The sequence below is a fragment of the Bradyrhizobium sp. LA2.1 genome (genome assembly GCF_040547725.1).
In the GTDB taxonomy this organism is placed as follows: Bacteria; Pseudomonadota; Alphaproteobacteria; order Rhizobiales; family Xanthobacteraceae; genus Bradyrhizobium; species Bradyrhizobium barranii.
Map to the genome: position 1 here is coordinate 47261 of NZ_JBEPQI010000035.1, position 19077 is coordinate 66337.

Genomic DNA, 19077 nt, shown 5'->3' on the forward strand with positions numbered 1-19077 from the left:
GCAATGACGAATTAAGTTATCAGATGCATCCCCGCATCCATCCGCACGACCTCGCCGGTCATGTTGCTCGACGCCGGCGTTGCCAGGAAGCAGACGAGCTGCGCGATGTCATTGGCGGATGAAGCGACCTTCAGTGGCACCTTCGCCACCACGCTGTCGCGCACCTGCTTGGCGCCGGCCTCGCCGCGGCCCTTGGTGAACCAGGGCGTGTCGATATAGCCGGGGCACACCGTGTTGACGCGGATCAGCGGCGCCAGCGCGCGCGACAGCGACAACGTCATCGTGTTGAGCGCGCCCTTGCTCGCGGCATAGGCGATCGACGAGCCGACGCCGCTGATGCCGGCAACCGAGGACACGTTGACCACGGCGGACGGCCGCTCCGAAGCCTTCGCGCCGGCCTCGAGCAGGCTGCGCGCCGCGCGCACCATCTGGAACGGGCCGATCGTGTTGACGCCGTACAAGCGCTGGAAATCTTCAGCCGACAATCCATCGAGATCGGCATGCGCAACATGCTTGGTGATGCCGGCATTGTTGACGAGCACGTCGAGCCGGCCCCAGCCGCTGGCTGCCGCAACGATCTTGCGGCAATCCTCGTCGCGCGAGACGTCGCCCTGCGCGACCAGCACTTCCGCCGCCCCCGCCTTGCGGCAGAGTTCGGCCGTGGCCTCGGCTTCCTTCTGGCTCGAGGAATAGTTGATGACGAGCCGCGCCCCGCTCCGCGCGAGAATTTCCGCAGTTGCAGCACCAAGTCCGGATGCGGACCCCGTCACGATTGCGCACAAGCCGTCTTTTGCCATCCGGATTTCCTTCCCCTTGATTGAATGCAAGCCTTAAGCAGCTGCCCCTGTTTAGCGAGTTTGCCGCGCCCTGCAAATCGAGCAAACTCCGCTAAGCGGAATTAGTCCATAGCAGCTCTTGCGCCCATGCCGGAGCCGCAGATGGGCCTGCGGTCAACGCTTGTCAGGGCCATGGCTTTTTCGGATCATCGGGCGCAAGAAGAGACCGCGCGCCGCGCCGATCGGACGGAACGCGCCAATGGCAAAACACGGGGAACGCTGTGGCGGAGAGTGACAATATCGTCGTCGAGACCGCGGAGAAAATCTTCGCCGATCTCGCCGATCCGCAGACCATCAACAACGACAAGAAGGGTTCGTGGCAGGCGCCGCTGTGGCAGGCGCTGAGCGAAGCCGGCTTGCCCTTGTCCTGGGTGCCTGACGATCTCGGCGGCTCCGGCGCCAGCCTTGCCGACGGCTTTGCACTGCTGAACGCCGCCGGCCGCTTCGCAGTCGCGGTTCCCCTGGCCGAGACCATGCTGGCGGGCTGGTTGCTCGCGCAGGCCAGGATTTCGTCGCCGGAAGGTGAGATGACCGTGCTGCCGGCGAGCCCGAAGGACCGCATCACGCTCGATGCCGACGGCGCGCTCTCCGGCCGCGCCCGCGGCGTCCCCTTTGCCAAGGCGGCGAAGCACTTTGCGGTGCTGGCGCACGGCAAGGATGGTATCTCGATTGCCTTGGTCGATGCGAGCAAGGGCCGGATCGAATCCGGACTCAACGTCGGCTACGACCACAGCGATACCGTGACACTCGACAAGATCCAGCCCGTCACCGTCAAGCCCGCGAAGGGCTTTGACCAGACCACGCTCATGCTGATGGGCGGCGTCGCGCGCAGCCTTCAGATCGCGGGCGCGCTGGAAGCGATGCTCGACATCTCCGTGCGCTATTCCAACGAGCGCGTCGCGTTCGAGAAGAAGATCTCGAAGTTTCAGGCCGTGCAGCACAACCTCGCCCGTCTCGCCGGCGAATCCGCCGCGGCGCTTGCGGCCGCGACGTCGGCAGCCGATGCCATCGCGAACGCAAAATCGTTTGACGACGAGGTCTATCTCGAGGCTGCCTCGGCAAAGATCCGCTGCGCGGAAGCCGCGGAGAAAGGCGGCGCCATCGCGCATCAGGTGCACGGCGCCATCGGCTTCACCAGCGAGCACATCCTGCACCGCTTTTCGCTGCGGGCGCTGGCCTGGCGCGACGATTTCGGTTCGGAGAGCCACTGGGCCGTCGAGCTCGGCAAGCTGGTGGCAAACCGCGGCGCGGACGAATTGTGGCCGCTCGTGGCTTCGCGCTGATCAGGGGACGAGACAACAATGACCGCTGCCCTTCGTTTCGATCCGATCCGCCTGCCCGAGAAGTGCGAGCAACTGCGCAAGGAAGTGCGCGCCTTCCTCGCCGAGGAAATCGCCGCCGGCACCTTCGATCCGCACAAGCCCAACCGCGAGGACACCGACGCGCCGGAATTCTCCCGCCGGGTCGGCGCCAAGGGCTGGCTGGGCATGACCTGGCCGAAGAAATATGGCGGCCAGGAGCGCTCCTTCCTCGAACGCTACGTGGTGACCGAGGAAATGCGCGTCGCCAACGCGCCGACGCGGCGTTTCTTCGTCGCCGACCGCCAGAGCGGGCCGGTGCTGATCAAATACGCGCCCGAGCATATCAAGATGGATATCCTGCCGCGCATCTGCCGCGGCGAGATCTGCTTTGCGATCGGCATGAGCGAGCCGAATTCCGGCTCCGACCTGTTCGCCGCCAAGACGCGCGCGACCAAGACCGACGGCGGCTACCTCATCAACGGCACCAAGATCTGGACCTCGTCGGCGCACATTGCCGACTACATGATCGCGATCTTCCGGACCTCGCAGCCGACCAAGGAAAACCGCCGTCACGGCCTGACGCAGTTTCTGGTCAAGATGAAGCAGCCGGGCATCCAGGTGAACCCGATCGGCCAGATCACCGGCCAGTACGAGTTCAACGAGGTCGTCTTCACCGATTTCTTCGTGCCCGATGATCACGTGCTCGGCGAAGTCGACGGCGCCTGGAAGCAGGCGACGAGCGAGCTCGCCTATGAGCGTTCCGGCCCCGAACGTTTCCTCGAGACCTATTACGTGCTGACCGAGCTGGTGCGCGCGGTCGGCCCCAACCCGGATACGCGCAGCGCCGAAGGCATCGGCCGTCTCGTGGCGCAACTCCACACCATGCGGCGCATGTCGGTCTCGGTTGCGGGCATGCTGCAGGCCGGCAAGGAGCCGGTGGTGGAAGCCTCCATCGTCAAGGACATCGGCACGGTCTGGGAGCAGCAGCTTCCGCACCGCGTGCGCGATCTCGCCGCCTTCGTCGAGGAGACCGCGACCAACCGCGAGACGCTGGAGCGGCAACTCGACTTCGCCATCAAGACCGCACCGAAACTCACCATCCAGGGCGGCACCACCGAGGTGCTGCGCGGCATCATCGCGCGCGGACTTGGCCTGCGCTAGTCGCGCGGACTTGGTTTGCGCTAATTCAATCGAGGATCCTCATGAGCACCTATAAAGACATCGGCGTCGAAAAAGTTGGCCACGTCGGCACCATCGAGATCCGCCGCCCGCCGCTGAACTTCTTCGACATCTCGCTGATCAACCAGATCGCGGACGCACTCGACGAGTTCGATCGCGACATCGAGATCCGCGCATCCGTGCTGTCGGCACAAGGCAAGGCATTCTGTGCCGGCGCCAATTTTGGCGATCCGGCGCGGCAGGCGCAGGAAGCGCGCGAGGCCGAGAAGAAGGGCGACCCGGCCGACAACCTCGGCCCGATCAACCATCTCTACATCCAGGCCGTGCGTATCTTCCGCGCCAAGAAGCCGATCGTCGCGGCCGTGCAGGGTGCGGCCATCGGCGGCGGGCTCGGTCTCGCAGTGTCGGCCGACTTCCGCGTCACCTGCCCGGAAGCGCGCTTCTCCGCGAACTTCACGAAGCTCGGTTTCCATCCCGGCTTCGGCCTGACGGTGACGCTGCCCGAGCTGATCGGCAAGAACAACGCCGAGCTGATATTCTACACCAGCCGCCGCGTCACCGGCGAAGAAGCCGTCAAGTGGGGCCTCGCCAACGAGCTGGTGCCGCAGGACCAGGTGAAGGCCGGCGCGATGAAGCTCGCCGCCGAGATCGCCGAATGCTCCCCGCTCGGCCTCCTCTCCACCCGTGCCACGATGCGCGCCGACCTCGCCGACCGCGTGATGGCCGCGACCAACCACGAACTTGGCGAGCAGACACGGCTGCGTGCGACGGAAGACTTCAAGGAAGGCGTCAAGGCGACGGAAGAGCGCCGCGCGGCGAATTTTAAGGGAAGGTGATTGCGGCGACGTCTCGCCGTATCACACCAGCGTCACCATAATCTCCCTGTCGTCCCTGCGAAAGCAGGGACCCATAACCACAGGAAGGGGTTTGGCGGAGACGCGGAGTTATCATCCCGCATCATAACCACTCCCTGTGGTTATGGGTCCCGGATCTGCGCTTCGCTTGTCCGGGACGACAGCGGTGTGTGAGGCAACCGCTCAAGGCGCAAGTCGGAACGTCACCCCGCCGAGCAGAAACTCGTTCCCCGCCACCGCGAGCCCCTTTGCCTTCGCGGCATGCAGCACACTCGCGACATCCGCCACCTGAAACTCCAGCGCGCTCATGATTTCGCCGGCGCCCTTCACGAAGCGGAAGGTGGCATTGGGCAGTTTCAATTCGGCGCCGCCACTCGGTACGATCCCGATGATCTTCCCCCAATGTTCAGCGAGCCCCTGAGGATCCGGGCTCTGCATCTCCACGCCCGTCAGCGCCTGCGTCACATCCTTGCGGATGAACTTTTGCCAGTCCGGCCCCGCGGGCGGGTACGGCCCCAAAACATCGTCGCTGCCTTTGGTATGGTTGAACTCGATGAAGGCGGCGCGGCAGTCGCGGGGGTGAAGCTGCACGCCGTGATAGGGCACGTGGTCGATCACGTTGGCGGTGCGCACGCCCATCGCATTGGCGTTGCGGCCGCGTTCGTCCGGATCGTTGCAGCAGAAGATCGCCATATAGCCGCCGCGGCCGCCGGTCTTCTCGATGAAGCGGCCGGCGGTGGTGCCGCCCTTGAACGGCGCAACCACCTCCAGCAGGATCGTGTCGACCGGGAGCAGTGCGTTCTCCAGGCCGTATTTGGCGACATTGCCATCGCGGTAGCAGACGTCGAGGCCCATGATCCCGGCGATGTCGGAGACCACAGGCGCGAGCTGCGGCGCGACGAGGCAGATCTGCCGGAGCCGCATATAGGGCGCCATCGTCATGCGCCCTTGAACGTCGGCTTGCGTTTTTCGACAAAGGCCTTCGCGGCTTCCTTGTGATCCTCGGTGTCGCTGCAACGGGTGTGATGGATCGCCTCGCCGTCGAAGCAATCTTCCAGCGCCAGATGCTCGGCGTTGTTGATGTTGCGCTTGATGAAACCGAGCGCGATCGATGGCCCCTGCGCCAGCGACAGCGCGAGCTCGTGCGCAGCCGCGTCGATCTCGGCATCGGGAACGACTTTCGTCACCATCCCGATCGCATGCGCCTCTTTCGCGGTCAGCACCGGCGACATCAGATAGAGCTCGCGCGCCCGCGCGCTGCCGAGCAGCTGCGTCAGGAAATAGGTGCCGCCATAATCGCCGGAGAAGCCGACCTTGGCGAAGGCGGTCGTGATCTTGCAGGATTCGCTCGCGATGCGCAGGTCGCAGGACAGCGCCATGGAAAGGCCGGCGCCGGCTGCCGCGCCGTCGAGCTGCGCCACCACGGGCTTCGGCATCTGGTGCAGGATGCGCGAGACCTCCATGCCGCGGCGCAGGTTCACCATTTTCACTTCAAACGGCAGCGGCGCGCGGCCTGCCGCCATCGACTTGACGTCGCCGCCGACGCAGAACGAGCCGCCTGCGCCTTTGAACAGCACCGCGCGCACCTCGGGATCGTCGGCCGCGCGCCGCGCGGCCTCGACCAGCCCTGCGACCATGTCGGGATTGAGCGCGTTCTTCCGCTCCGGGCGATTCATCGTGATGGTGAGCAGCCCGCCTTCGAGCTTTTGCAGGACCATGTCGTTCATGGGACGTCTCCCTTGTTGTTGTTTTGCTCGGGCCTCAGCCACACCCGTCATTGCGAGGAGCGAAGCGACGAAGCAATCCAGACCGTCTCTGCGGAAACATCTCTGGATTGCTTCGCTTCGCTCGCAATGACGATCTCTATTTCTTCACCAGGGGGCAGCGCGACTGCTCCAGCGACTGGAACGCCTCGTTGCCGGACACGGTGGCGAGCAGCTTGTAGTCGTCCCAGCGGCCCTTGGACTCCGACGGCTTCTTGACCTCAAACAGGTACATGTCGTGGATCATGCGGCCGTCCTCGCGGATCTTGCCGTTCTTGGCGAAGAAGTCGTTGATCGGTGTCTCCTTCATCACCTTGATGACCGCGGCCGAGTCGGTCGTGCCCGCCGCCTTCACAGCCTTCAGGTAATGCGTGACGGACGAATAAACGCCGGCCTGCGCCGAGGTCGGCGGCCGCTTCATGCGTTCGGCGAATCGCTTCGAAAATGCGCGCGTGTCATCGTTGAGGTCCCAGTAGAAGGCTTCCGCCAGCAGCAGGCCCTGCGCGGTCTCCAGCCCGATCGAGTCGATGTCGGTGACAAAGGCGAGCAGCGGCGAGACCTTCTGGCCGCCCTTGGTGATGCCGAACTCGGCCGCCTGCTTGATGGCGTTGACGGTGTCGCCGCCGGCGTTGGCAAGGCCAATCACCTTGGCTTTGGACGCTTGAGCCTGGAGCAGGAAGGACGAGAAATCCGAGGTGTTGAGCGGATGGCGCACGGCGCCGAGCACCTTGCCGCCGGTCTTGGTCACGACGGCGCTGGTGTCCTTCTCCAGGTCCTGGCCGAAGGCGTAGTCGGCGGTGAGGAAGAACCAGCTGTCGAGGCCGGACTTCACGGCGGCAAGACCGGTCACGTTGGCCTGGCCGTAAGTGTCGAACACGTAGTGAATGGTGTAGGGACCGCAGGCCTCGTTGGTGAGACGGATCGAGCCCGGGCCGTTGAACATGATGATCTTGTTGCGTGCTTTCGCGATCTCGCCGGCGGCGAGCGCAGTGGCCGAGGCCGCGACGTCGTAGATCATCTCGACGCCCTGGTTGTCGAGCATGTCGCGGGCGATGTTGGCGGACAGGTCAGCCTTGTTGAGATGGTCGGCCGCCAGCACCTGGATCTTGCGTCCCAGCACCTCGCCGCCAAAATCTTCGACGGCCATCTTGGCCGCGGTCTCGCTGCCGGGACCGGTGATGTCGGCATAGAGGCTCGACATGTCGAGGATGCCGCCGATCTTCAGCGGCGGCTTGTCCTGGGCCTGCGCGGCGGCGCTCGCACTCAGCGCAAACGCTGCGGCAAAAATGCCCGACAAAATATGCTTCATCGAAAAAGACCTCCCTTATCGCGCCGTACTCTGATGGCGGCTTGGTTATTGCTCTTGGTTATTGCTGTTGCCGCAATCATGCCGCATGCGCAAGTGCGCAGCAAGCGCGAGAGCGTTGCGGGCCCATGATTGCCGCACATGTTTTCCGCAAAGCGGAATGGCATGTTGCGGCGAAATGTTTCCACCGTCATTGCTGTGCAAGTTCATTAATTCGCTGATCGAGTGTGAGGCAATGGCGACGCGTCACGCGAACTGCCGTAGGGTGAGCAAAGGCGCGCTCTTCGCGCCGTGCCCACGAGCCCGCGCGACAAATCAAAGACGTGGGCACGCTTCGCTTTGCCCACCCTACGATAGCCTTCGCGGTTCGCCACGTTTGCGTTAGAACTAGAGCACAACGCAACCTTTCCGGGCACCGTGACGCGACTGCTTCATCTCATCGTCGCACTTCCTCTCGTCGCCGGTCACACCGCGTTCGCCGCACCGTGCCAGTTCGAGTCCCAAGGCGACGGCCGCGTCGCCGCAATCGTCGATGCGCGTGGCGTGCGTCTCGACGACGGCCGCGAGGTGCGCCTCGCCGGGATCGAGCCAACCGCAACGACGAAGCAGGCGCTGACGTCGCTGCTCACCGGACGCGACGTCACGGTGCGCGGCACCGACGACACGCCCGACCGCTACGGCCGTCAGGGCGCACTCATCTTCGTCGGCGAAAGCGAGGCCCCCATCCAGGCCGTGCTGCTCGCCCAAGGCGACGCCCTCGTCTCCGCCGAGATCGCGGACAAGGACTGCGCGGCGGCCCTGATGGCGGCGGAGACCGAGGCACGGCGCCAAAAAAAGGGCAACTGGGCTGACCCGTCGGCCATAAAAAACGCGGAAAGTCCGGACGATATTTTGGCGGGGATCGGGCGCTTTATGGTGGTCGAGGGCAAAGTCCTGTCGGTCCGGCAAGCTGGGGCAATGACCTACCTCAACTTCGGACGAAACTGGACACGCGGCTTTGCCGTGACTATTTCAAAGCGTACGCAACCCGCGCTCGAAAACGCCGGGATCACTCTTAAGTCCCTGGAAAATAGACGGATTCGCGTCCGGGGCTGGGTCGAGGGGAATTCAGGGCCGCGCATCGATGTGCGCCTTGCGGGGCAGGTCGAGTTGCTGGGTGCAAACGAGCCGACAGGGGTAAGGCCCTAAAAGGGCCAGGCACGGGTTGAGCGACGTGGATGGGGTGCTAGAACGGCACGTATCGAGTGAACGCCGCCGCCTGCGGGCTGCGCCGGCGGCGCTGTGCCTCGTGCTGGGCTCAGCCCTTGCCGGTTGCGGCGACATGAACCGGTTCCAGACCGCGGCGGCCCCGCCGACCGTGGCGATGCCCAAGCCGAAACCGGCCGTCGCGCAGACCCCCGCCACCGAAAAAGAGCACGAGCGCATCCTGGCGAGCTACGGCGGCACCTATGACGACCCCAGGCTCGAATCGCTCGTCAGCAAGACCGTCGACCGGCTCGTCGCGGCGTCCGATCGCCCCGACCAGGGCTACAAGGTCACCATCCTCAATTCTGGCGCGGTGAACGCGTTCGCGCTGCCGAACGGCCAGCTCTATGTCACCCGCGGCCTGCTCGCGCTCGCCAGCGACACCTCGGAATTGTCCTCCGTGCTCAGCCACGAGATGGCGCATGTGCTGTCCAAGCACGCCGCGATGCGCGAGGACCAGGCGCGCCAGGCCGCGATCGTCACCCGCGTCGTCACCGACATGAGCAACGATCCCGATCTCACCGCGCTTGCGCTGGCCAAGACCAAGCTCACCATGGCGAGCTTTTCGCGCAACCAGGAGTTCGAGGCCGACGGCATCGGCGTCGGCCTTTCCGCCAAGGCACATTTCGATCCCTATGGTGCCGCCCGCTTCCTCTCTGCGATGGAGCGCAATGCCGAGCTCAAGGTCGGCAAGACCTCGCTCGATCCGCGCGCGCAGGATTTCACCTCGTCGCATCCGGCCACCCCCGAGCGCGTGCAGAATGCGCAGACCATCGCACGGCAATATGCGGCGCCCGAGGGCGCCGAGCGTGACCGCGAGACCTACCTCGCCGCGATCGACAACCTCGTCTATGGCGAGGATCCCAGCGAAGGTTTTGTCCGCGGCCGGCGTTTCCTGCACCCGAAACTCGGCTTCACCTTCCAGGCGCCGGACAATTTCACGCTCGACAACACCGCGCAGGCGGTGATCGGCGTGCGCGACGGCGGCTCGCAGGCGATGCGCTTCGACGTCGTGAGGGTGCCGGCCGAGCAGTCGCTCGGCGATTACCTGAATTCCGGCTGGATGGAGGGCGTCGAGAAGGCCTCCACCGAAGACATCACCATCAACGGTTTTCCGGCTGCGTCCGCCACCGCCAAGGGCGATCAGTGGCAGTTCAAGGTCTATGCGTTGCGCTTCGGCAGCGACGTCTATCGCTTCATCTTCGCGGCTCGGCAGAAATCGACCGAGAGCGAGCGCAACGCGCGCGAGACCGTCAATTCATTCCGCCGCCTGACGCTCGACGAGATCCAGGCCGCGCGCCCCCTGCGCATCAAGGTCATCACCGTGCAGCCCGGCGACACCGTGGAATCGCTCTCCCACCGCATGGCCGGCGTCGATCATCCCGCCGAACGCTTCCGCGTGCTGAACGGGCTCGATCGCAACGCTCAGGTGAAGGTGCGGGATCGCGTGAAGGTCGTGGCGGATTGACGCGCGCCAAGCGCGCGTCATCCCGGGGCGCGCTTAGCGCGAACCCGGGATCTCGGGCCACAAAGCCAGTGCCGTAGGGTGGGCAAAGGCGCGTAGCGCCGTGCCCACGATCCGTCAATGATAGCGACAGATGGTGGGCACGCTTCGCTTTGCCCACCCTACGAGACCTGCTCTGCCGACCTACCGCGCCTTTTCCTTCAGAAACGCTATGATGTCAGCACGATCCCGCGCATCCGGGACGTCGAAAAACATCTTGGTTTCCGGCACCATGGCCTGCGGTCCGGCCAGCCATTTGTCGAGATTGTCCTCGGTCCAGACGATCCCTGAGTTCTTCAGATCGGCCGAATAGTCATAGCCGGGCACGCTGCCCGCCTTGCGACCGACCACGCCCTTGTGCATCGGGCCGACAGCGTTCTCATTGATGGAGTGACAATCTGCGCAGCCCTTATAGAGCGTTTGGCCGCGCGCGACGTTGCCGGTGGCGTGGGCAAGCCCGGTCGAGAAAACGATCGCGACGATGGTGAGGACCAGGCCTACGGTAAGGACCAGGCTTGCAAATCTTTGCGGGTGGACGGGATTGGACCGGACGTTCATGGAATCTCCTGCTTGCGTCGCCGCAAACAGGATCGTCCGGCCTGAATTTTATTCCCGTCCGCTGGACGCGGCTTAAGCGCCCGCGTCCATGTCGCCGGCCTCGCGCTGGCCGCTGAGCCAGAGTGCGAGCAGGGTCCAGAACGCGCCGGACAGCAGATAGGCACCCGACGCGATGACGCCGAGATTGGTGGCGAGCAGAAGCGCCACCAACGGCGCGAAGCCGGCGCCGAACAGCCAGGCCATATCCGAGGTCAGCGCGGAAGCCGTGTAGCGGTACGCCTGCCGGAAGTTCGAGGCGATTGCGCCCGAGGACTGGCCGAAGGAGAGACCCAGCAGGATGAAGCCGATCACCATGTAGATGGTCTCACCGAAGGCGCCGGCATCGAGCAGCTGCGGAGCAAAACCGCTGTAGATCGCGATCGCAATGGCCGATCCCATCAGCAGCGATTTGCGGCCGACGCGGTCGGCGATGATTCCGGAGGCCACGATCGCCGCGACGCCGAACACGGCGGCGACGATCTCGATGATCAGGAAGCGCACCGGGCTTTCGCGGGTGAACAGGAACACCCAGGACAGCGGAAACACCGTGACCATGTGGAACAGCGCGAAGCTTGCGAGCGGCGCGAATGCACCGAGCATGATGTTCTGGCCTTCGCGCGCGACGGTCTCGGAGATACGCGCGGGCTGCAATTCGCGGGTCTCGAACAACGAAGCATATTCTTCCGTCGTCACCATGCGCAGGCGCGCGAACAGCGCCACGACGTTGATGGCGAAGGCGACGAAGAACGGATAGCGCCAGCCCCAGTCGAAGAAGTCGTCGGCCGAGAGGTTACCGGCGAAATAGGCGAACAGCGCGCTCGCCACGATCAGGCCGAGCGGGGCGCCGAGCTGCGGCACCATCGCGTACCAGCCGCGCTTGGAGGGCGGCGCGTTCAGCGCCAGCAGCGAAGCCATGCCGTCCCAGGCGCCGCCCCAGGCCAGACCCTGCGCGATACGCGCCAGCGCCAGCAGCCAGATCGCGGCGCTGCCGATGTCGTGATAGCCGGGCAGGAACGCGAGCGCGACTGTGGCGGTGCCGAGCAGAAACAGCGCCGAGACCAGCTTGGCGGTTTTGCCGTACTCGCGATCGACCGTCATGAAAATGACGGTTCCGATCGGCCGGGCCACGAAGGCCAGCGCGAAGATCATGAAGGAATAGAGGGTGCCGGTCAGCTCGCTGGTGAACGGGAACACCAGGCGCGGGAATACGATCACCGAGGCGATCGCGTAGACGAAGAAGTCGAAGAATTCCGAGGTGCGGCCGATGATGACGCCGATGGCGATCTCGCCGGGACTGGCCTGGTCGTGGCCGTGCTCGCCCGAGTGGAGGTCTGCCATTGCAGGGGTCTGTGCCGTCGCCATTCGTGCGCCCTTAACGTCCTGAAAACCAAAGCCGACCGCCCGGCGGGGCGCCAGGCAATCTGCCCCTGTCTGACCCAACATTCCGCAGTGCAACATTGGACAAATTGTCCAATGTCCGGATTGCTGCGCCGCAGCTACCCCTTGGGCCCGCAAAGGAAACTCATTCTCATAAGGCTCGGCCCGTGTCCCGTCTCAAGATCCTGGCGCTGCTACCTCTGGCAGCTGCGCTCAGCGGCTGCAACTACGTCGTGCTGGCGCCTGCTGGCGATATCGCAGCGCAACAGCGCGACCTCGTCATCATCTCCACCGTCCTGATGCTCCTGATCGTCGTCCCCGTGATGGCGCTGACGGTGCTGTTTGCCTGGCGCTACCGCCAGTCCAACACCTCGGCCCGCTACGAGCCGGATTGGGACCACTCGACCAAGCTCGAGCTGGTGATCTGGTCGGCGCCGCTGCTGATCATCATCTGCCTGGGCGCGCTGACCTGGATGGGCACGCATCTGCTCGACCCCTATCGCAACATCGGCCGCATCCATGCGGAACGCGCCGTGGACCAGTCCAAGGCTCCGCTCGTCGTCGATGTCGTCGCGCTCGACTGGAAATGGCTCTTTATCTACCCCGATTACGGCATCGCCACCGTCAACGAGCTCGCCGCGCCGGTCGACCGCCCGATCAACTTCCACATCACCGCCTCCTCGGTGATGAACTCGTTCTACATCCCCGCACTCGCCGGTCAGATCTACGCGATGCCGGGCATGGAGACGTCGCTCCACGCCGTGATCAACCACGCCGGTACCTACAAGGGTTTTTCGGCGAACTACAGCGGCGCCGGCTTCTCTGGCATGCACTTCAACTTCCAGGGCCTCGACGACAAGGGCTTTGACGCCTGGATCGCGCAGGCCAAATCGGCCGGCGGCTCGCTCGGCCGCGCCGAATATCTCCAGCTCGAAAAGCCGAGCGAGAACGAGCCGGTGCGCCGCTGGGGCACCGTCGATTCCGACCTCTACCGCCTGATCCTCAACATGTGCGTCGAGACCGGCAAGATGTGCCAGAGCGAGATGATGGCGATCGACGCCAAGGGCGGCAACGGTCATGAGGGCCTGAACAACACCCTGCCGCTGGCCTACGACAAGTACGCCCGCCGCGGCAGCCCGCTCGGGCCGGAGCCGACCTTCGTCGCCGGCACCTGCACGCCCGATGCGCCGCAGGGCAGGACCACCGCCTCCATCACGGCACCCGCCGACACCGCGCCGCTGCTCGGTGCCGGCCTGAAGCGGCCGATCTTCACGCCGCTGAAGTCCTCGTCCTTCTTCCTCGGACAACGTCCGAAGTCAGACTCCTAAAGAGATCCCGCATGTCTCCTGATCTTCTCAAGCTCATCTTCGGCCGTCTCGGCCTCGATTCGCTGCCGCTGCACGAGCCCATCCTGGTCGGCACCTTCGTGATGGTCGCGCTCGGCGGCGGCGCGCTGTTCGCCGGCATCACCTATTTCCGCCTCTGGGGCTATCTGTGGCGCGAGTGGTTCACCACCGTGGACCACAAGCGCATCGGCATCATGTACATGATCCTCGGCATCGTGATGCTGCTGCGCGGCTTCGCAGACGCGCTGATGATGCGCGCACAACAGGCGCTCGCGTTCGGCGGCTCCGAAGGCTTCCTCCCCGCCCATCACTATGACCAGGTCTTCACCGCCCATGGCGTGATCATGATCTTCTTCGTGGCGATGCCGCTGGTCACCGGCCTGATGAACTACGTGGTGCCGCTGCAGATCGGCGCGCGCGACGTGTCGTTCCCGTTCCTGAACAATTTCAGCTTCTGGATGACGGTCGGCGGCGCAGTGCTGGTGATGGCTTCGCTGTTCATCGGCGAATTCGCCCGCACCGGCTGGCTGGCCTATCCGCCGCTGTCGAACATCGGCTACAGTCCTGACGTCGGCGTCGACTATTACATCTGGGCGCTGCAGGTCGCAGGCGTCGGCACGACCTTATCCGGCATCAACCTGATCTGCACCATCGTCAAGCTGCGCTGTCCCGGCATGACCATGATGAAGATGCCGGTGTTCACCTGGACCGCGCTCTGCACCAACATCCTGATCGTCGCCTCCTTCCCCGTCCTGACCGTCGTGCTCGCGCTGCTCTCGCTTGACCGCTACGTCGGCACCAACTTCTTCACGAACGATTTCGGCGGCAGCCCGATGATGTACGTGAACCTGATCTGGATCTGGGGTCATCCCGAGGTCTACATTCTGGTTCTCCCCGCCTTCGGCATCTTCTCGGAAGTCACCTCGACCTTCTCCGGCAAGCGGCTGTTCGGCTATACCTCGATGGTCTACGCCACGGTGGTCATCACCATCCTGTCGTACCTGGTCTGGCTGCACCACTTCTTCACGATGGGCTCGGGCGCCAGCGTCAACTCGTTCTTCGGCATCACCACGATGATCATCTCGATCCCGACGGGCGCGAAGATGTTCAACTGGCTGTTCACGATGTATCGCGGCCGGATCCGCTTCGAGCTGCCGATGCTGTGGACGATCGCCTTCATGCTGACCTTCGTGCTCGGCGGCATGACCGGCGTTCTGCTTGCGGTGCCGCCGGCCGACTTCGTTCTGCACAACAGCCTGTTCCTGATCGCGCACTTCCACAACGTGATCATCGGCGGCGTGGTGTTCGGCGCGTTCGCCGGCATCAACTACTGGTTCCCGAAGGCATTCGGCTTCAAGCTCGATGTGTTCTGGGGCAAGCTGTCGTTCTGGTTCTGGGTCACCGGCTTCTACATGGCCTTCATGCCGCTCTATGTGCTCGGCCTGATGGGCGTGACCCGCCGCCTGCGCGTGTTCGACGATCCGTCCTTGCAGATCTGGTTCGTCATCGCCGCGATCGGCGCCGGCCTGGTCTTCCTCGGCATCCTCTGCATGCTGATGCAGTTCGCAGTCAGCTTCCTCAAGCGCGAGCAGCTCAAGGACGTCACCGGCGATCCCTGGGATGCACGCACGCTGGAATGGGCGACCTCCTCGCCCCCGCCGGACTACAACTTCGCCTTCACCCCCGTCGTTCACGACAATGACGCGTGGTGGGACATGAAGAAGCGCGGCTATCAGCGTCCGCTCTTGGGGTTCAAGCCGATCCACATGCCCAGCAGCACCGGCACCGGCATCATCCTCGCCGGCCTCGCCACCGCGATGGGATTCGGCCTGATCTGGTACATCTGGTGGCTTGCCGCCGTGAGCTTCATCGCGATGCTCGCCGTCGGCATCGGTCACACCTTCAACTATCACCGCGACTTCGACATCCCGGCCGACGACGTCATCCGGACCGAGGACGCGCGCACCAAACTGCTCGCCGGAGCCAAGTAAATGACTGTCGCTGTCAATCCTACCCAAACCGGCGAGCCGGTCTTCTATCTCGCCGACGAACACCCGCATCCGGAAGGCTACAGCACCCCGCTCGGCTTCTGGATCTACCTGATGAGCGACTGCCTCATCTTTGCGATGCTGTTCGCCACCTTCGGCGTGCTCGGCGGCAACTACGCCGCCGGCCCCGCCCCGAAGGACCTGTTCGAACTGCCGCTGGTCGCGGTGAACACCTCGATGCTGCTGCTGTCGTCGATCACCTATGGCTTTGCCATGCTGACGATGCAGCAGAACAAGATCGCCCAGACCCAGATGTGGCTGGCGATCACCGGCCTGTTCGGTCTCGCCTTCATCGGCATCGAGCTCTCCGAGTTCGCCCACATGATCCATGAAGGGGCGACCCCGCAGCGCAGCGCCTTCCTGTCCGCGTTCTTCACGCTGGTCGGCACCCACGGCCTGCACGTCTCCTGCGGCCTGATCTGGCTGGTGACGCTGATGGTGCAGGTCTGGAAGTTCGGCCTGATCGAAGCCAACCGCCGCCGCCTGATGTGCCTGTCGATGTTCTGGCACTTCCTGGACGTGGTCTGGATCGGCGTCTTCACCTTCGTCTATCTCCTGGGAGTTCTGCGATGAACACCGATACCCACGCCGCCCACGCGGACGGCCATCACCACGGCGACGACCACGCCCACGGCACGTTCTCGACCTACATGCTCGGCTTCGTGCTCTCGGTCGTGCTGACCGCGATCCCGTTCTGGCTGGTGATGAGCGGCGCGCTGCCGAGCAAGCAGATCACCGCGCTCGTCATCATGGCCTTCGCTGTCGTGCAGATCGTCGTGCACATGATCTACTTCCTGCACATGAACACCAAGTCCGAGAACGGCTGGAGCATGATGGCGCTGATCTTCACCATCGTCATGGTGGTGATCGCGCTGTCCGGTTCGCTGTGGGTGATGAACCACCTCAACAGCAACATGATGCCGATGCACCAGATGACGGGAATGAAGTAAGCGAGACCCCGAAGTGAGCAAGGCTTGGAAGTGAGCAAGGCTTGAACGTGAGCAAGGCTTGGACCGTGACAGGCAGGGACAAGGGCGCGCGCCGCAAGGCTGCGCGTCCGCGCCTGTGGCTCACGGTCCTCTCGCTCGTGGCCTTTGCACTTCTGATCGCACTCGGCGTCTGGCAGATCGAGCGCCGTGCCTGGAAGCTGGCGCTGATCGACCGCGTCGAGCAGCGCGTCCATGCCCCGGCCCAGCCGATCCCGTCGCCCGCGGCCTGGCCGACCGTCTCCACCGCAAACGACGAATACAGGCACGTCAGCCTCACCGGACGCTTCCTGCATGATCGCGAGACACTGGTTCAGGCCGTCACCGAGGAAGGCCCCGGCTATTGGGTGCTGACGCCGCTTCAGCGCGGCGACGGCACGCTGGTCCTGGTCAATCGTGGCTTCGTGCCGTCCGAGCGGCGCGACGCATCGACGCGCCAGAGCGGCAATCCGGACGGGCAGGTCGAGATCACGGGCCTGCTCCGCATGACGGAGCCGAAGGGCGGTTTCCTCAGGAACAACGTGCCCCAGCACAACCGCTGGTACTCGCGGGATGTCGCCGCGATTGCGGCAGCGCGCGGCCTCGACCATGTCGCACCCTTTTTCGTCGATGCTGACGCCGGATCACAAACCACCAGCGGCCCGATCGGCGGATTGACCGTGATCAGCTTTCCCAATAACCACCTGATCTACGCGCTGACGTGGTTTGCCCTGGCTTTCATGCTGGCGGGTAAACTTTTCGTCACATTCGGCGGCGGGCTGTTCCGCCGCAAGCGCTTCGTCCACGAACCGGCCGGCGGCTCCGATGCCACCGCCCGCAGGACGGGATCAGATGCTGGAACGATCGTCGAATCTACCTGACGACGGAATGACGCATGACGCCGTCACGCTGCAATCGCAGGCGGACGCGCGCAGCGAACTGATCGGCGTTGCGCCGACCGACGACGAGACCAACCGCAAGAACATGGCGCTGCTGATCCAGCTGCGCTGGACCGCGGTGGTCGGCCAGATCGTGACCATCGGCGGCGTGCATTTCGGCCTGGGTATCCCCCTGCCATTGGAACGGATGGGCGCGGTGATCGGCGCGCTGCTGCTGCTCAACGCCTCCAGCCTCGTCTGGGTGCGCCATCGCGCCGCGATCACCAACAACGAGCTGCTGGTCGCCTTGATGCTCGATGTCGCCGCACTGACGGCGCAGCTCTACCTCAGCGGCGGCGCCACCAATCCCTTCACCTCGCTGTTCCTGCTCCAGGTGACGTTGGGCGCGGTGCTGCTTAATGCCCGCTCGACCTGGTCGCTGGTCGCACTGACCTGCGCGAGTTTCATATGGCTGACCATGGCCTACCGGCCGCTCGACCTGCCGCCGAACCCGATCAGCGAGGCCTACAGTCTCACCGTAACAGGCATGCTGCTGGGCTTCGTCCTCAACGCCGTGCTGCTGGTCGTGTTCGTCACCCGGATCAACAGGAATTTGCGCGAGCGCGATGCGCATCTGGCGGCACTGCGCCAGCATGCGGCCGAGCAGGACCACATCGTCCGCATGGGCCTGCTCGCCTCCGGCGCGGCGCATGAGCTCGGCACGCCACTCGCCTCGCTGTCGGTCATCCTCAGCGACTGGCGCCGCATGCCCGATCTCGCCGCCGATCAGGAACTTGCCGAGGATCTCGCGGAGATGGAAACCTCTCTGCAACGCTGCAAGACCATCGTGACGGGCATCCTGGTGTCGGCGGGCGAAGCGCGCGGCGAAGGCTCCTCGCCGACGACGGTGACGGCCTTCGTCACCGCGCTGGTGAACGAGTGGCGCGACGCACGCTCGGCCCGCACGCTCTATTTCGTCAACACGTTCGGCGAGGACGTCGCGATCGTCTCCGACATCGCGCTGAAGCAAGTGATCTTCAACGTGCTCGACAATGCCTATGAGGTCTCGCGCGAATGGGTGGAGCTGCTGGCCGAGCGCGAGGGCGACAATCTCGTGCTGTCGATCAGCGATCGCGGCCCGGGCTTTGCGCCGGAGATGCTGGCGCAGCTGGGAAAACCCTATCACTCGAGCAAGGGCCGCGCCGGCGGCGGGCTCGGCCTGTTCCTGGTGGTGAACGTCGTGCGCAAGCTCGGCGGCAGCGTGACCGCCGAGAACCACAGGAAGCGCGGCGCCACCGTCCGCCTGACGCTGCCGCTCGCAACGCTCGCGATCGGAGGAAATTTTGACGCCTGACCGTTCGCTCATCGTCGTCGAGGACGATGCCGGCTTCGCGCGCACGCTGAAACGCTCATTCGAGCGCCGCGGCTATGACGTTGTCCTCGCAGCTTCGATCGAAGAGGTGCGGAAGGTGCTGGAGGAGCGATCCTTTGGACACGCGGTGGTCGATCTCAAGCTCGGTGGCGCCTCGGGCCTCGCCTGCGTCGAGCTGCTGCACACGCATGATCCGGAGATGCTGATCGTGGTGCTGACCGGCTTTGCCAGCATCTCCACCGCCGTCGAGGCGATCAAGCTCGGCGCCTGCCACTACCTGGCAAAGCCGTCGAACACCGACGATATCGAAGCCGCCTTCAACAAGGCCGAAGGCAACGCCGAAGTCGCCCTCGATGCGCGGCCGACATCGATCAAGACGCTGGAATGGGAGCGCATCCACCAGACGCTGATCGAGACCGATTTCAACATCTCGGAAGCGGCAAGAAGGCTGGGCATGCACCGCCGCACGCTGGCAAGGAAGCTCGAGAAGCGGCCGGTGAAGTGAG

18 protein-coding genes are annotated in these 19077 nt (G+C 64.5%); 12 read left to right on the forward strand and 6 right to left on the reverse strand.

Annotated features, from left to right (window positions below; genetic code table 11):
• Positions 1-11: 11 nt before the first annotated feature.
• On the reverse strand, positions 12-797 hold the full coding sequence (locus tag ABIB95_RS42120) for an SDR family NAD(P)-dependent oxidoreductase (protein WP_038934418.1): 786 nt from the start codon (positions 795-797) through the stop codon (positions 12-14).
• 260 nt (positions 798-1057) lie between these two features.
• Here ABIB95_RS42120 and ABIB95_RS42125 point away from each other — a divergent pair, with 260 nt between their 5' ends.
• From ABIB95_RS42125 to ABIB95_RS42135, 3 genes are read left to right on the forward strand one after another with little or no spacing between them, the layout of a single operon-like run.
• Positions 1058-2119 carry an acyl-CoA dehydrogenase family protein gene (locus ABIB95_RS42125; protein WP_354248583.1) on the forward strand — a complete coding sequence of 354 codons (1062 nt, stop codon included), beginning with the start codon at positions 1058-1060 and terminating at the stop codon, positions 2117-2119.
• An 18-nt stretch (positions 2120-2137) separates the two neighbouring features.
• The gene (locus ABIB95_RS42130; RefSeq protein WP_008133127.1) at positions 2138-3298 is read left to right on the forward strand and encodes an acyl-CoA dehydrogenase family protein; all 1161 of its coding nucleotides are present in this window, start codon (positions 2138-2140) and stop codon (positions 3296-3298) included.
• 41 nt (positions 3299-3339) lie between these two features.
• Positions 3340-4152 (forward strand): enoyl-CoA hydratase/isomerase family protein, encoded by an 813-nt coding sequence (locus ABIB95_RS42135; protein ID WP_354248585.1) that lies wholly within the window; start codon positions 3340-3342, stop codon positions 4150-4152.
• A gap of 201 nt (positions 4153-4353) precedes the next feature.
• On the opposite strand, the gene ABIB95_RS42140 is transcribed toward ABIB95_RS42135, so the two are convergent.
• The 3 genes from ABIB95_RS42140 to ABIB95_RS42150 all read right to left on the reverse strand — a co-directional run bounded on the left by ABIB95_RS42140 (position 4354) and on the right by ABIB95_RS42150 (position 7242).
• Positions 4354-5106, reverse strand: a complete 753-nt coding sequence (locus ABIB95_RS42140) for a hypothetical protein (protein WP_354248587.1) — start codon at positions 5104-5106, stop codon at positions 4354-4356.
• Positions 5107-5108: 2 nt separating this feature from the next.
• On the reverse strand, positions 5109-5897 hold the full coding sequence (locus ABIB95_RS42145) for an enoyl-CoA hydratase (protein WP_354248589.1): 789 nt from the start codon (positions 5895-5897) through the stop codon (positions 5109-5111).
• Between the two features lie 136 nt (positions 5898-6033).
• Positions 6034-7242 carry an ABC transporter substrate-binding protein gene (locus tag ABIB95_RS42150; RefSeq protein ID WP_247316421.1) on the reverse strand — a complete coding sequence of 403 codons (1209 nt, stop codon included), beginning with the start codon at positions 7240-7242 and terminating at the stop codon, positions 6034-6036.
• Between the two features lie 414 nt (positions 7243-7656).
• Between ABIB95_RS42150 and ABIB95_RS42155 the strand changes: the two genes are divergently transcribed.
• Positions 7657-8427, forward strand: coding sequence for a thermonuclease family protein (locus ABIB95_RS42155; protein ID WP_354248592.1), 771 nt, complete (start codon positions 7657-7659; stop codon positions 8425-8427).
• 34 nt (positions 8428-8461) lie between these two features.
• A complete protein-coding gene (locus tag ABIB95_RS42160; protein WP_049807739.1) occupies positions 8462-9952 on the forward strand; it encodes a M48 family metalloprotease in 1491 nt (496 codons plus the stop codon).
• Positions 9953-10132: 180 nt separating this feature from the next.
• Here ABIB95_RS42160 and ABIB95_RS42165 read toward each other — a convergent pair whose 3' ends face one another.
• Positions 10133-10546 carry a c-type cytochrome gene (locus ABIB95_RS42165; RefSeq protein WP_354248594.1) on the reverse strand — a complete coding sequence of 138 codons (414 nt, stop codon included), beginning with the start codon at positions 10544-10546 and terminating at the stop codon, positions 10133-10135.
• Positions 10547-10618: 72 nt separating this feature from the next.
• Entirely contained in the window at positions 10619-11947 is a 1329-nt protein-coding gene (locus ABIB95_RS42170) for an MFS transporter (protein WP_071908449.1), read from the reverse strand.
• A 182-nt stretch (positions 11948-12129) separates the two neighbouring features.
• Between ABIB95_RS42170 and cyoA the strand changes: the two genes are divergently transcribed.
• From cyoA to ABIB95_RS42205, 7 genes are read left to right on the forward strand one after another with little or no spacing between them, the layout of a single operon-like run.
• Entirely contained in the window at positions 12130-13290 is a 1161-nt protein-coding gene (gene cyoA / locus ABIB95_RS42175; protein ID WP_166065034.1) for a ubiquinol oxidase subunit II, read from the forward strand.
• Positions 13291-13301: 11 nt separating this feature from the next.
• Positions 13302-15299, forward strand: coding sequence for a cytochrome o ubiquinol oxidase subunit I (gene cyoB, locus ABIB95_RS42180; protein WP_208067907.1), 1998 nt, complete (start codon positions 13302-13304; stop codon positions 15297-15299).
• Positions 15300-15929: a cytochrome o ubiquinol oxidase subunit III gene (gene cyoC, locus ABIB95_RS42185; RefSeq protein WP_354248597.1), complete on the forward strand. Its 630-nt coding sequence runs from the start codon at positions 15300-15302 to the stop codon at positions 15927-15929.
• Positions 15926-16306 (forward strand): cytochrome o ubiquinol oxidase subunit IV, encoded by a 381-nt coding sequence (gene cyoD / locus ABIB95_RS42190; RefSeq protein WP_085399178.1) that lies wholly within the window; start codon positions 15926-15928, stop codon positions 16304-16306. Before cyoC ends, cyoD begins: the two co-directional genes overlap by 4 nt.
• 47 nt (positions 16307-16353) lie before the next feature.
• Complete coding sequence (locus tag ABIB95_RS42195) at positions 16354-17202, forward strand: SURF1 family protein (RefSeq protein WP_354248600.1); 849 nt, start codon at positions 16354-16356, stop codon at positions 17200-17202.
• Entirely contained in the window at positions 17174-18553 is a 1380-nt protein-coding gene (locus ABIB95_RS42200; protein WP_085399179.1) for an ATP-binding protein, read from the forward strand. Before ABIB95_RS42195 ends, ABIB95_RS42200 begins: the two co-directional genes overlap by 29 nt.
• On the forward strand, positions 18543-19076 hold the full coding sequence (locus ABIB95_RS42205; protein WP_014490373.1) for a response regulator transcription factor: 534 nt from the start codon (positions 18543-18545) through the stop codon (positions 19074-19076). Before ABIB95_RS42200 ends, ABIB95_RS42205 begins: the two co-directional genes overlap by 11 nt.
• Position 19077: the final 1 nt, after the last annotated feature.

What these genes read in the sequence shown, in the direction of transcription:
- ABIB95_RS42130 (WP_008133127.1), top strand. Translation starts at nt 2,138, where the DNA reads ATGACCGCTGCCCTTCGTTTCGATCCGATCCGCCTGCCCGAGAAGTGC.
- ABIB95_RS42200 (WP_085399179.1), top strand. Translation starts at nt 17,174, where the DNA reads ATGCTGGAACGATCGTCGAATCTACCTGACGACGGAATGACGCATGAC.
- cyoD (WP_085399178.1), top strand. Translation starts at nt 15,926, where the DNA reads ATGAACACCGATACCCACGCCGCCCACGCGGACGGCCATCACCACGGC.
- ABIB95_RS42145 (WP_354248589.1), bottom strand. Translation starts at nt 5,897, where the DNA reads ATGAACGACATGGTCCTGCAAAAGCTCGAAGGCGGGCTGCTCACCATC.
- ABIB95_RS42120 (WP_038934418.1), bottom strand. Translation starts at nt 797, where the DNA reads ATGGCAAAAGACGGCTTGTGCGCAATCGTGACGGGGTCCGCATCCGGA.
- cyoC (WP_354248597.1), top strand. Translation starts at nt 15,300, where the DNA reads ATGACTGTCGCTGTCAATCCTACCCAAACCGGCGAGCCGGTCTTCTAT.
- ABIB95_RS42165 (WP_354248594.1), bottom strand. Translation starts at nt 10,546, where the DNA reads ATGAACGTCCGGTCCAATCCCGTCCACCCGCAAAGATTTGCAAGCCTG.
- ABIB95_RS42140 (WP_354248587.1), bottom strand. Translation starts at nt 5,106, where the DNA reads ATGGCGCCCTATATGCGGCTCCGGCAGATCTGCCTCGTCGCGCCGCAG.
- ABIB95_RS42170 (WP_071908449.1), bottom strand. Translation starts at nt 11,947, where the DNA reads ATGGCGACGGCACAGACCCCTGCAATGGCAGACCTCCACTCGGGCGAG.
- cyoB (WP_208067907.1), top strand. Translation starts at nt 13,302, where the DNA reads ATGTCTCCTGATCTTCTCAAGCTCATCTTCGGCCGTCTCGGCCTCGAT.
- ABIB95_RS42150 (WP_247316421.1), bottom strand. Translation starts at nt 7,242, where the DNA reads ATGAAGCATATTTTGTCGGGCATTTTTGCCGCAGCGTTTGCGCTGAGT.
- ABIB95_RS42135 (WP_354248585.1), top strand. Translation starts at nt 3,340, where the DNA reads ATGAGCACCTATAAAGACATCGGCGTCGAAAAAGTTGGCCACGTCGGC.